The organism is Bacillota bacterium, from assembly GCA_024655925.1.
Classification (GTDB): domain Bacteria; phylum Bacillota; class DTU025; order DTU025; family JANLFS01; genus JANLFS01.
The window spans coordinates 1-12334 of the sequence record JANLFS010000087.1 but is presented as its reverse complement, the minus strand read 5'-3'; the positions used below and the strand labels follow the sequence as shown (position 1 = coordinate 12334).

The window sequence follows — 12334 nt, the reverse complement described above, 5'->3', positions numbered from 1 at the left end:
CTCTCCTGCTGCCACCATCGCCTACTGCCTTTTACACCAGGATATGGACTCTACTCCCGTGCCACCAAGGTCAACCTCCACATACTCCACACCAACACAGCGACAGCCATCAAGATGATAGGTTGGGCAGTCTCCGAAGGGATATCTGTCACAGCGGAGATGAACCCGATGCATGTCTTCTTGACCTGGAAGGATGTCGAGAAGATAGGACCCTATGCGCTCGGGTCGTGGACTCCACCGGAGCATGCCGAGGCAATACGTGCCGCATGGAAGGAAGCGCCGTTCACTCTCATAATGGCCACCGATCATTCTCCACACACCCGCGAGGAGAAGGAAATCGGGTGGACCGACATGTGGCAGGCTCAGGGCGGCGCTCCCTGCATTGAGCACTACTTCCCGCTTCTTCTGAAGGATGTAAACGAGGGCAGGCTCTCTCTAGACAGAGTGGTGCACCTCTGCAGTGAGGCTCCAGCTAAGCTCTTCGGGTTCTACCCGCAGAAGGGCACGATTCAGGTGGGGTCAGATGCAGACATCACTATCGTGGATATGAGCAAGAAGAAGACGATAGTCGGGTCGGAGATCCAGACGAAATGCAAATGGTCTCCTTTCGACGGATGGGAGTTGCACGGACTGCCAGTTTCTACGCTCGTTCGTGGGAGAGAGGTCATGCGAGACGGCCAAGTTGTCGTTTCTCCTGGATACGGCAAGTTCGTGGCTCCGGCGAGGTAAATCTACGACCGGGGGGTGTGACTTGGGTAAAGCCCAGTAAGACAGCTGGATCAGTTGGTCGAAGCTAGTTGCCGTACGTAACTGGGGACATGAATCTTCGAAGGAGGATGTGAAGCATGTCACATAGGCGTGGTCTACTGATTCGCTTGGCGTGGGTGGCCGGAAGTCTTGCCATGCTCCTGTTCGCTGTTGGTCCGGCCTTGGCCGGCGCAGACACATTCCCGAATCGTCCTGTCAAGATCATTCTCACGCACGGCCCAGGCTCGAGCATCGACGTGTCGACGCGCGGGCTTGCTCCTATACTCTCGAGATACCTGGGAGTCCCGGTGGTCTGCGAGAACATGGATGGAGCCGGAGGCCGTAGGGCCATGAGGTATGTCTTCAGTGAGGTAAAACCGGACGGCTACACGATTGTGGCTTCAGCGTTTCCGTCCCGTCTCATCGGCGAATTGCTGTACGAAGAGACTCAGTACTCCATGAAGGACTTCGTTCACCTGGGGTCCTGGGTGGGGGGCGACTACCGTGTCATAACGGTGGCGGCCAAATCTCCGTTTAAGACATTCCAGGATCTGCTCGAGGCGTCCAAGAAGCGGAAGCTCATCATGGCAGGAGGAGGAGGACTGGGGTCGACGTCGCAGGTACAGGCGGCTTACCTCCTGCATAACGTGGGCATCAACGCGGTTCACGTCCCCTACGAAGGTGCGGCTGAAGAAGCAGCGGCATTACTCGGAGGCCACGCGGATTTCGCTCTCTACCCCCTGTCTGGCGCGCTGCGCTTTGTCGAGGCCAATCAAATGCGGATGCTGGCGATCCATGCCCCGAAGAGGATGCCTCAGGCTCCGGATGTTCCCACCATGGACGAGCTCGGCTACAAGGGAGTCGTGGTGCCCTACGGAATAGGCGCGTGGGCCCCGCCCAACACCCCGGCCGATCACGCCAAAGTGCTTGCGGACGCGATCTACAAGGCCGCCAGCGACCCAGAGTACGCTGCATGGGCGGAGAAGAGCGGAGTGCTCCTGGAGCCCCTTACCGCTGAGGAGTTCCACGCCATGACCATGGAGGACTACAAGAACATCAAAGCCATCCTTCCGTTGCTCCGGGAAGTCCAGTAGACCCCCATCTTCCGGCGCGAGGAGAGTCCTCGACTCCTCGCGCCGTATCGGCAAGGAGGTTTAGGGATCAGATGCGGAGAGCCATCCGACAGCTAGTCCTCCCAGTGGCGGCAATAGCGTTCTGTTTAGTTCTCACCATAATGGCCCGGGACTACCCGCTCTCAAGCAGAAGGCTTCCAGTGTTGATCGGTACGATTACCATCGGACTGGCCTTGATCCAGATCTGGCTCGAAACAGCGAAGATCAAGGCGGCGGGCAAGTCGGACTCGGTCCCCTCCGCACCAGACACGGAGGGCACGGATGCGGCGAAGAGGGTCCTGCACGTGTTTCTGCTCATGCCCGCGACTATCATCCTCTGGTCCGTTCTCGGGTACATTGTGGGATCTGTCCTCGCCGCGACTTGGGTAGCCGTCACCCTTGACAGGAAGCACACCGTCAACTCTGCCCTGGTGCTCGCAGGCGCGTGCGCGGTGCTCTATGTTGTGTTCCATTCGATTCTTGGAGTGCCGCTACCCCAAGGTGTCATCGGTCGAGCCTTGATGGGTCGATGATGACCGCACGGAGGTGATTCAACTGTGGCTGAAGCCATTGCCACTGTCCTTTCGCCCGTCAACCTTGCACTGGTGCTTCTGGGCAGTGCCATCGGGATAATCTCAGGTGCTCTCCCTGGGGTAGGGGCCAGTCTCACCATTGCGTTGCTGCTGCCGTTTACGTACAAAATGGCCGCCGCCAGTGCGCTGGTATTCCTGATGGCGGTGTGGGCGGGAGATATCTTCGGAGGATCCATCTCGTCGATACTCATCAATACTCCTGGGACTGGAGGCAACGTTGCCACTTGCTTTGACGGGTATCCCATGGCAAAAGCAGGTCGGGCCGGTGACGCGCTGGGGATATCCCTCATCTCCTCGTTTCTCGGTGGAACGTTCAGCATATTCGCCTTGATGTTCCTTGCTCCCCCGATTGCCGAGCTCTCGCTGGCGTTTGGCCCAGCTGCATACTTCTGGTTAGCTGTTGTTGGCCTCAGCATAATTGCGACGGCTTCCCGTGGCTCGACTCTGAAAGGTCTCATCGCCGGGGGATTCGGCCTGATGGTGAGTCTCATCGGGTATGATGTCGTGACCGGGTTCGTCCGCTTCGACTTCGGAACGCTATACCTGCAGGACGGCGTCCAGTTCATCCCGGCAATGATAGGGTTGTTCGCCATATCACAGATCCTCGTGATGGCTGGGGAACCGGTCGGAGGGCAGAGTCAAATCGGGAAGGTCACGGGCAGCGTCTGGCGAGGTGTTGCGACTGCGCTTCGACATCCCTTCGTCCTGATCCGGTCCGCGCTGATAGGCACTGTGTTCGGAGCAATACCAGCAGTGGGTGTCGGAGCCGCCAGCCTCGTTGCGTACACGGAGACTGTGCGTTTCTCGAAGGACCGCGAGTCCTTCGGGAAAGGGAATCCCGCGGGCATCGTTGCACCTGAGGCGGCCAACAATGCTGTTCAGGGAGGGGCATTGATTCCCACTCTATCCTTGGGTATACCTGGGAACGCGACCACGGCCATTCTTCTGGGGGCTCTGACCATATGGGGCCTACGTCCGGGGATGGAGCTCTTCTCGAGCAGTGCATCCATAGTTCATGCCGTGTTCGCCGGCCTGTTCTTGGCCCAGATCGCCTTCTTCGTACTTGGCATTCTGTTCTCAGGCACGTTTGCGAAAGTCATTCAGGTGCCCAAACGGGTCTTGATTCCGTGCATACTCCTAACCTGTTTCACAGGGGCCTATGCGATGAGGGCTGACATAGCGGACGTGATCGTGATGCTGATCTTCGGGGTCATCGGATACGGAATGCGAAGGCAAGGCTATCCCATGGTATGTACGGTTCTTGCCATGATCCTCGGCCCTCTCATGGAACGGAACTTCTCGCGGGCTCTACTCATATCCGGCGGCTCCTACGGGATCTTCTTCCGCGGCACGCTCTGTTGGATCATGATCGGCCTCCTGCTGGTCAGCTTGGCCTTTGGGATCCTTCCCGAGCTTCGAAGCAGGGGGAAAGCGACGTCAGGCAGCAAGGCTGCGTGAAGCATAACAAGATGGGGGTGGTAACTCGAATGGTATCTGTCCTGGGTCTCAAGAAGGAACTAGCTAACGCCATAAGAGTACTGGCCAGGGGTGAGATCCTCACGCTGCTCTTCGGACATGCGAGCGTGAGGGTACCCGGAGAAAACAGATTCCTGATGCCTGGCCATATTCACCAGGACGGTAAGCTTCTGACTGACATGGATGAGAATGACATAATCACAGTCGGCTTCGACGGCGTTCAGATCGAGGGGAGAATCTCTGCGCCAGGAGAGAGGTTCATACACTCGGAAATCTACAAAGCCAGGCCTGACGTGGGAGGCATTGTCCATGCCCATCCCGTGCTCTCCATCGCATTCTCGGTGTCTGGCACGGAAATCGTTCCAGTGGAGCACAGGGCTGTCGGATTTGGCCCGAAAGTGCGCATCCTAGACCTCCCCGAACAGATAGACACTCCTGAGCTTGGGGCGCGGGTCGCCGAGGCACTTGGGTCGAACCTCGCAATCCTGCTTCGGGGCCACGGCAACGTGGTCGTGGGTCCGTCTTTGGCAGACGCGTGTGCCAATGCCTTCACCCTGGAACGGAATGCCCTCATCCAGCTCACGGCGCATACAATCGGCACCGGCGTCAAGGTCATTAAGGCTGAGGAGGTGAGATGCGGAAGAGGGTTCAGCAGTGCGTGGCCTTACTACCTGAAGGTATACGGTGATGAGCAGGCCACGAAGACTAGTCAGTCAACGTGACCTAGCACCACATGCAAAGGGGGATGACGCATGTACCGTCGCACTAGAAACGGAAGCAGACTCATGGCAATAGTGTCTCTCTGCCTGTTGATGGCCACTTGTCTGGTTGGCAGCTTCAGTGGGACTGCGGGCGCGGCAAGGAAGTTCCTGTCTATCGCCACTGCAAGCATCGGAGGATCCTATTACCCAATCGGCGTCGGCATTGCGGAGATAGTCAATCGGTGTGTTCCTGATGTGGAGATGAAAGTCGAGGTCACCGGGGGCGGCCTTGAGAACCCCAAGCTGGTGGGAACCGGTGAGGCAGATCTCGGTTTCACCAACCACTTCGCCTACATGGCTTACCATGGGGAGCCCCCATATGACCGCAAGTATTCCGATCTACGCCTTCTCTTTGCCGGGGTCTCGCCAGGCGCATACCAGATAGTGGTACGAGCCGACTCAGGAATACGCAGTTTGAGCGACCTGAAAGGCAAGCGGGTGGCCATGGGCCCTCAGGGGGGTGGGGCCATCGTCCAGTTCCCGCTCATGCTGGAATTCCACAACCTCACAATGAATGACTTCCGGGCAAGTTACATGTCGTACGATGAAGGTATTCTGGCCCTCACTGACGGACGTGTCGACGCGGCGCTGGTTGCAGCTCCCGTGCCTTCACCGGCTATCACTTCTCTGGCAGCGTCCAAGAGGGTTGATTTCCGCATCATAACATGGTCGCCACAGGTGCGAGATGCTTTCCTTCAGAAGTATCCCTATTTTGCTGCTGTCGACATCCCGGGATCGGTATACGGCCTGCCGGATGTGACTCACACGGTTGGGACCGTCAACGTGGTCATCGCTAATGCCAAACTCAGTGAGGATCTGGTGTACAAGATAACCAAGAGCATCTTCGACAACCTTGCGACTCTACAGCAATCCCACCCATCGGCGACATCAATCGATCTCGCTTCCGCGGTGAGTGTCCGTCTCATCCCGTTCCACCCTGGGGCGGAACGCTACTACAAAGAACGGGGCGTATTGAAGTAGCAGGCAACTACCTCTGCGGGGGCGGGCATGAAAGCCGCCGCCCCCGCAGATGACGCATTCGGGTGGCAGGACAGAGCTTTCAAACCTGCTAAGGAGGCGCGTTCTCCAAATGGGCCAGCAACCCGTGTCGGAACCACAAAGAGAATACAGCATTGAGAGAAGAACTCTATCTGGTGCAGTAGCCACAGCAGTGACAGTAATTGCGGTGGCCGCCAGCCTGTTCCATTTCTACAACGGCGGCCTCGGAGCCATGTCTACGATGGATGTACGAGTCATACATCTAGTACTCATGCTAGTCCCGGCGTTCATCGTCTACCCGAGTTCTATCCGTTCCCGCGAGCGTGTGGGGCTTCTGGACATCGTGCTCATCGCCACGTCCATCGCCGGCAGCCTGTTCGTGCTGAGCAGTTGGAGAGCGCAACTGGCGCGTGTGGCTGATCCAACGACTCTTCAGATAGTGCTTGGGTGTCTCATGATAGCAGCAGTGCTGGAAGCGGCGCGACGGACCACCGGACCGGCGTTGACCGTAACGGCCATTGTCTTCCTGGTATATGCGCTCTACGGCCCGTATTTCCCGGGGCTTCTCGGCCACAAGGGGTACTCGATAACCAGACTGGTATCGTTCCTGGTTATGACCGGTGAAGGTATATACGGGATCCCGCTCAGCGTCTCCTCCACATACGTCGTTCTATTTGTCCTGTTTGGGAGTCTCATGAACAGATTCGGAGGCGGAAGGCTGTTCATTGACGTGGCCTACTCAATTACCGGCCGCTTTCGAGGCGGACCCGCGAAGACGGCGATTGTCTCCAGTGCTTTGATGGGCACCATTTCTGGCTCTCCCATCGCCAACGTGATGACAACCGGGACATTCACCATACCCCTGATGGTGCAGATGGGCTACCATCCGCACGTGGCAGGAGCCGTAGAGGCCGTGGCGTCAACAGGCGGAATGCTGATGCCGCCCGTCATGGGAGCAGCGGCTTTCATCATCGCCCAGTATCTTGGCGTGTCGTACACCCACGTGGCCTGGGCGGCCCTCATTCCTGCGGTGCTCTATTTCGCGTGTGTGTTCTTCATCGTGGACATGGAGGCAGTGAAGTGTGGAATGCGCGGACTTGCCCGTGAGGAACTGCCGAACCTCACACAAGTTCTGGCTGGACGCATGGCTCTGTTCCTCCCCGTAGTGACGCTAGTCGTCTTCATACTTAGGGAAATGTCGCCGATGCGGGCAGTCTTCTTGTCCATATGCCTCATGGTCTTGGTATCCTTCTTGGGACGTTCCACTCGGCCGAGCCTCAAGACCCTCATCCAGGCACTTGAGGACGGCGCGGTAAACAGCATACCTGTGGCTGCTAGTTGCGCATGCGCGGGCCTCGTCGTCGGTGTCATCTCCATAACCGGCATCGGAGTGAAGTTTTCCAGTTCGCTCATTCAGTTAGCCCATGGGTCTGTGTTTCTCGCCCTCATATACACGGCCGTAGCGTCAATCATCTTGGGGATGGGCATGCCGGCCACAGCGGTTTACATAATCCAGGCAGCTCTGAATGTTCCCGCGTTGATCCAGCTGGGAGTGTCCCCGCTCTCCGCCCACATGTTTGTCTTCTATTACAGTGCGATAGGCTGCATAACTCCTCCAGTCGCGCTGACTGCCTACGCAGCGGCGGGGATCTCGGGAGCACATCCTGGACGCACGGGGTGGTCCGCTTTCCTGTTCGGGGCGGTGGCATATGTCGTGCCGTTCGTGTTCACCTATTCACCACAACTACTCATGCAGGGCTCAGTAGTCTCTGTCGTCTTCGCGTTCGCCACGGCTCTTGCCGGTGTCTATATGTTCGCTTGTGCCATAGAAGGTCTCTTCCTAGTGAAAAGGAATGCGCTTGAGCGGATTCTCTTGTTTGCCGCGGGATTGGCTCTGGTGATTCCAGGCGGCAGTACCGACCTCATCGCCGCAGTACTCATCGGCGGTGTGCTGGTGTTTGGAGTGAGACGGCAGAGAAGGGGCAGTGAACCTCGCGCAGCGTAGTCGAGGATAGACGTGGACGTCTTTAAGCGAGCTCGTTCTTGACCGCGGTATCTGCTATTATTAGGGAGGTAGTCTCATGGATATGCCTGTCAGAGTCGGATCGGTAACGCTGAAGAACCCGTTGGTGTTGGCATCAGCGGGCTACGCAGCCACGGCTAGTAACATCAAGAAACACATAACCAAGGGGTTTGGAGCGGTGGTATGCAAGACCGTGACTGCCAAGGCTCTGGCTGGTGCCCCGTTGCCGCGTATCTTCTGGTACGACCCCGAACACAAGACTATGCTAAGCGGTGCCGAGGCTCTGAAGAACCCAGGTGTGGACAAGATGGCTGAGGCCATCGCGGCTTCGAGGGGACTCGCTGACGCTGAGCGTTGCCTGGTTGTGGGAAGTGTGTCAGGCGGATCTGTGGAAGAGATAGGTGACAATGCCGCCAAGCTAAGTGAAGCTGGGGCGCACCTGATTGAGATCGATATGGCGTGTCCGTCCACAGGCCCACATCTCGGACCTGAGTACAGTCAACTCGGGAAGTACTGGGCCGAGACCTCTGAACGCGCGGCGTCGGTGATCGCGGAGGTCAGGCGCCGAGTCAACAGTCCAGTCTGGATCAAGGCACCCTTGGGCCGTCTTCTGAACGAAGAGTACATAAAGGCTCTGGACCAAACTTGTCCCCCGGACGCCTATTCCTACGTGGGAGGCAGGATGCCCTGCTTAGTCATTGACACTGATACAGGTGAACCTCTTCTGCCCGGCAACGTCCGGCTTATGATGGAGAAGAAGATCCCCATCTCCCCGATGGTTACCGGTCCGGTCAGGCCGAGCACGGTTTTCCACACGGCCTACCTGGCCAATCTCACGAAGGTCCCTTTGATCCCCACGGGAGGACTTACGACTGGGGACGACATTGTGCAGGCAATTATGGCTGGCGCATCAGCCGCAGGCATATGCGCCGCAGTGTATAGGGACCCTGACGCGTCCCTCAAGATACTGGCGGACTTGGAGGCGTATGCGGAAGCCAAGGGACTGGCGAGCTTTGAGTCAATTCGTGGCAAGGTCCTCGAGCATCTGCCCGCACCGCCCCTGCTCAAGGTTCAGACTGTCTGGTAGACCCACCGGGCGCAAGCCCCCAATAGGGCGCACGTCTTGGGCGTAGTGTTCTAGGCGCCATGGCCCCTGCGGAGGCTCGAAATCGAAATGGCAGTGGAGGGAGTCTTAGAGAACTATGGATGAATGGACTCTGGAACAACTGAAGGGCAAACCGTGGTTCGACAACGATAGATTCTGGACATCTCCCCACAACTACTCGCCGGCGATAACCGCGAAGTTGCCTGCCAAAGTGTACTTCCACGATGTGACCTTGCGGGACGGCGAGCAGACGCCTGGGGTGGCCTTCAAGGCCGATGAGAGAATCGTCATCGCGGAGGCCCTTTCTGAGCTAGGCGTCCAGCGGATCGAAGCCGGCATGCCCATCGTCTCGGACGATATCGCCGCTGGCATCAAGAAGCTCGTCAACATGAACCTCAAGTCCGAGATCGTGGCATTCGCCCGCGCCCACAAGGACGACATCAACGCGTCTCTTGACTGTGGTGTCAGGGCCATAGTGGTGGAACACACCGTGAACCCTTATATGTGTCGGTGGGGTTATGACCTTACAGAGGAAAAGGTCATCGATCGCCTGGTATCCGCGGTGAGCATGGCCAAAGCTAATGGGCTGCACACGACCTTCATGGGGTGGGACTTCTTCCGAGCTCCCCTTGAATTCTCAAAGAAGGTGTACAAGGCTGTCGTGGATCAGGCAAGACCCGATGCGTTGACCTTGGTGGACACGCTCGGGGTTGCGACGCCGGCCGCCGTCCAGGAGACGTTCGAAGAGTTCCGCCGGATGTTCCCTGGAATGAAGCTGGAGTTCCACGTGCACAACGACTTCGGCATGGCAGTCGGTGCAGTCCTCGGCGCAGTCCTCGGAGGAGCGGACGGGGTTCATACGGCGATCAACGGTATCGGGGAGAGGACGGGGAACGTGGCCACGGAGGAGGTAGCCATGGCCCTCGAGTGTCTCTGGGGAATAGACACTGGGCTCGATCTCTCCAAGATCATGTACGTGAGCAAGGCAGTGGAGGAGATATCCAAGTTCCGCCTGGCGAAGAACAAGCCCATTGTGGGCCAGCATCTGTTCGATATCGAGTCCGGGGTTGTGACCCACGTGATAAGCGAGATGAACAAGAAGGGCTTCAAGCCGGTCATGACTCCATATACATCGGAGATGGTCGGACAGAGCTCCGTCCGCTTCGTGCTCGGAAAGGGCAGCGGAAAAGTGACGGTTCTGCAATACCTGGAGAAGCACGGTGTCAAGGCAACCGACGAGCAAGTGGACATCATTGTGGAACGTGTTAAGTCCCTGGGCAGGGTGATGAAGAGTCTTCTTTCCGAGGACGATTTCCTCCGAATCGTGAGGGACGTTCTCCGGGAGAAGTGATTCTGTCGAGTTTCGCGCAATTGAGAGTAGCGGCGACCGCAAGACGCCCCCAGAGGGTCGGGTAGGTCGCCGCTTGCGCGTGCCGTATATGAACGTTCACTGGTTCTGGTTCCGCCGGTCACCGCGCGGCCCTCGCTTTGGAGGTGTTCACCTACGGAATCAAGAAGTATACAGGAGTTCATTGAGGTAAGACGGGCAGCTGAACTACTTTCGGAGGCTAGCGGCTAATGGTGGACAGAACTCACAGGGTTATCTTGTTGAACGAAAGAGACAACGTAGCCACGGCCCTGGTCGTCGTCCCGGCAGGCTCTGTATTGGAGGCCGTGCCCTCTCGAGCGGGCCGCGAAGAGTTCGTGGCCCTTGAGGACATCCCTTACGGCCATAAGGTGGCTACAGATGACATCCCGGCTGAAGGCGATATCATCAAGTATGGAGAAGTAATAGGCACCGCGACCGCTCCCATCCCCCGAGGCGCCCACGTGCATGTTCACAACGTGTCGGGCAAGCGGGGCCGCGGAGACCTCCCGGAGCACGCTGCGAAGCCAGATCAGGACAGGGCAGTTCCGGGCCGCGGGTGTCAGAACCCGTGCGGCGGCAGGGGTGAATGGTGAGGTGGAGCTGCGTGGAACGAGAGATGTGTTCTGGGGATACCGGAGGCCCAACGGCTCGGTCGGGGTCAGGAACCACGTCTTGGTCATGGCGTCGGCGGTATGCGCAAATGACACCGTCCGGCGGATAGCCGCCGCCGTCCCCGGGGTTGTTCCCCTTACGCACCAGCACGGCTGCGCGCAATTGGGCGCGGACGCGGAGCAGACCCGGCGCACGCTAGTAGGGTTCGGAAGCAACCCGAACGTGGCTGCGGTCTTGGTTGTCGGGCTCGGCTGCGAGACCGGCCGTGCCGAGGTTCTCGCGGAAGAGATCGCGAAGACCGGAAAGCCAGTGGAGCTCATCATCATCCAAAAGGCTGGCGGAACTGTAAAGGCGGCTGAGGCCGGCGTGGTTGTGGCGTCCAGGTTCGTGAGGGAGACGTCCGAGGCGAGGCGTGAAGAATGCGGCGTCCACGAACTCATCCTGGCCCTTGAGTGCGGCGCGTCTGATGCATCCTCAGGGGTTTCCGCAAACCCGGCGACCGGGGTGGCCACTGATCTCCTCGTAGCTGCGGGCGGCACGGCGATACTGTCCGAGACGTCCGAGCTAATAGGGGCAGAGCATCTACTCGCGAAGAGGTGCGCAAGTCCCAAGGTAGCGGAACGGCTCCTACACATCGTGAGAAGAATGGAACAAGAAGCGATGCGGATGGGTGTGGACATCCGAGGGGCCAATCCCACTCCGGGCAATATCGAAGGCGGGCTCACCACTATTGAGGAGAAATCGCTCGGCTGCATTTACAAGGCAGGGACGACTCAGATCATGGAGGTTCTGGATTACGCCGAGCGCCCTACAAGCAGGGGGCTGGTGGTTATGGATACTCCAGGCCAGGACATTGAGTCCATCACTGGCATGGTCGCTGGAGGCGCGCAGATCTGTGTGTTCACCACCGGCCTGGGAGCGGTGACTGGGTGCCCGATCGCTCCGGTCATAAAGGTATGCGGGAACACCGCGACCTTCGATCGGATGCGTGACAACCTCGATCTCAACGCCGGCACCATCGTGGACGGCCTCATGACCGTGCCCGAGGTAGGTGAGCAGATCTACCGAGAGGTGATTGAGGTATCGTCCGGCCGCCTCACCCGAGCGGAGTCCTTAGGATGCGCGGATTTCGCGATCACTAGGATCGGGCATACGATGTGAGTGCCACGACCTGGCGGTGTCGTTGCACATGCGTGGCGGGCGCGCGGCAGGTGCGGGCAACACTGGGGCGGGGGCGAAAGTAGAGCGTAACACCTGGCTGAGCTGCGCTACCCGTCCCGAACGAGAAACCTCTTCATGGTGGGATCCGTAATCATGGACCTATCCGAGATGAGGATGTGACTTACCCACGGCCGACTGTGCGGAAGTGACTACTGCGCGGTTGAGCTGGACTTCGCGCGATTTGGCTGTTGAAAAACGCTTGACAAGGATAAAGCCCTATGGTAGTATACATTTTGCCGCCGATGAGGCAGTGATGCGGCAGAGGCGGCGGATGTTCCTTGAAAACCAAACAGCGTGTGCACTGAATCGGACAAAA

The 12334-nt window shown here is 58.3% G+C and carries 11 protein-coding genes; all 11 read left to right on the top strand.

What is annotated here, in order from left to right; translation table 11 throughout:
• The coding region (locus NUW23_12275) for a dihydroorotase family protein (GenBank protein MCR4426941.1) at positions 1 to 729 on the top strand (729 nt) is incomplete at its 5' end.
• A 116-nt stretch (positions 730 to 845) separates the two neighbouring features.
• Positions 846 to 1841 (top strand): tripartite tricarboxylate transporter substrate binding protein, encoded by a 996-nt coding sequence (locus tag NUW23_12270; GenBank protein ID MCR4426940.1) that lies wholly within the window; start codon positions 846 to 848, stop codon positions 1839 to 1841.
• 71 nt (positions 1842 to 1912) lie between these two features.
• Positions 1913 to 2392 carry a tripartite tricarboxylate transporter TctB family protein gene (locus NUW23_12265; protein MCR4426939.1) on the top strand — a complete coding sequence of 160 codons (480 nt, stop codon included), beginning with the start codon at positions 1913 to 1915 and terminating at the stop codon, positions 2390 to 2392.
• A 24-nt stretch (positions 2393 to 2416) separates the two neighbouring features.
• Entirely contained in the window at positions 2417 to 3910 is a 1494-nt protein-coding gene (locus NUW23_12260) for a tripartite tricarboxylate transporter permease (GenBank protein MCR4426938.1), read from the top strand.
• Between the two features lie 29 nt (positions 3911 to 3939).
• Positions 3940 to 4650 (top strand): class II aldolase/adducin family protein, encoded by a 711-nt coding sequence (locus NUW23_12255; GenBank protein ID MCR4426937.1) that lies wholly within the window; start codon positions 3940 to 3942, stop codon positions 4648 to 4650.
• 30 nt (positions 4651 to 4680) lie between these two features.
• Positions 4681 to 5670 (top strand): TAXI family TRAP transporter solute-binding subunit, encoded by a 990-nt coding sequence (locus tag NUW23_12250; GenBank protein MCR4426936.1) that lies wholly within the window; start codon positions 4681 to 4683, stop codon positions 5668 to 5670.
• A gap of 109 nt (positions 5671 to 5779) precedes the next feature.
• Complete coding sequence (locus tag NUW23_12245; protein MCR4426935.1) at positions 5780 to 7693, top strand: TRAP transporter permease; 1914 nt, start codon at positions 5780 to 5782, stop codon at positions 7691 to 7693.
• 76 nt (positions 7694 to 7769) lie between these two features.
• On the top strand, positions 7770 to 8798 hold the full coding sequence (locus NUW23_12240; GenBank protein ID MCR4426934.1) for a hypothetical protein: 1029 nt from the start codon (positions 7770 to 7772) through the stop codon (positions 8796 to 8798).
• A 115-nt stretch (positions 8799 to 8913) separates the two neighbouring features.
• On the top strand, positions 8914 to 10167 hold the full coding sequence (locus NUW23_12235) for a homocitrate synthase (protein MCR4426933.1): 1254 nt from the start codon (positions 8914 to 8916) through the stop codon (positions 10165 to 10167).
• 227 nt (positions 10168 to 10394) lie between these two features.
• Positions 10395 to 10778 carry a UxaA family hydrolase gene (locus NUW23_12230; protein MCR4426932.1) on the top strand — a complete coding sequence of 128 codons (384 nt, stop codon included), beginning with the start codon at positions 10395 to 10397 and terminating at the stop codon, positions 10776 to 10778.
• Between the two features lies 1 nt (position 10779).
• Positions 10780 to 11958 carry a UxaA family hydrolase gene (locus tag NUW23_12225; protein ID MCR4426931.1) on the top strand — a complete coding sequence of 393 codons (1179 nt, stop codon included), beginning with the start codon at positions 10780 to 10782 and terminating at the stop codon, positions 11956 to 11958.
• The last annotated feature ends 376 nt before the right edge of the window (positions 11959 to 12334 follow it).

What these genes read in the sequence shown, in the direction of transcription:
- NUW23_12270 (MCR4426940.1), top strand. Translation starts at nt 846, where the DNA reads ATGTCACATAGGCGTGGTCTACTGATTCGCTTGGCGTGGGTGGCCGGA.
- NUW23_12265 (MCR4426939.1), top strand. Translation starts at nt 1,913, where the DNA reads ATGCGGAGAGCCATCCGACAGCTAGTCCTCCCAGTGGCGGCAATAGCG.
- NUW23_12255 (MCR4426937.1), top strand. Translation starts at nt 3,940, where the DNA reads ATGGTATCTGTCCTGGGTCTCAAGAAGGAACTAGCTAACGCCATAAGA.
- NUW23_12250 (MCR4426936.1), top strand. Translation starts at nt 4,681, where the DNA reads ATGTACCGTCGCACTAGAAACGGAAGCAGACTCATGGCAATAGTGTCT.
- NUW23_12245 (MCR4426935.1), top strand. Translation starts at nt 5,780, where the DNA reads ATGGGCCAGCAACCCGTGTCGGAACCACAAAGAGAATACAGCATTGAG.
- NUW23_12240 (MCR4426934.1), top strand. Translation starts at nt 7,770, where the DNA reads ATGGATATGCCTGTCAGAGTCGGATCGGTAACGCTGAAGAACCCGTTG.
- NUW23_12235 (MCR4426933.1), top strand. Translation starts at nt 8,914, where the DNA reads ATGGATGAATGGACTCTGGAACAACTGAAGGGCAAACCGTGGTTCGAC.
- NUW23_12230 (MCR4426932.1), top strand. Translation starts at nt 10,395, where the DNA reads ATGGTGGACAGAACTCACAGGGTTATCTTGTTGAACGAAAGAGACAAC.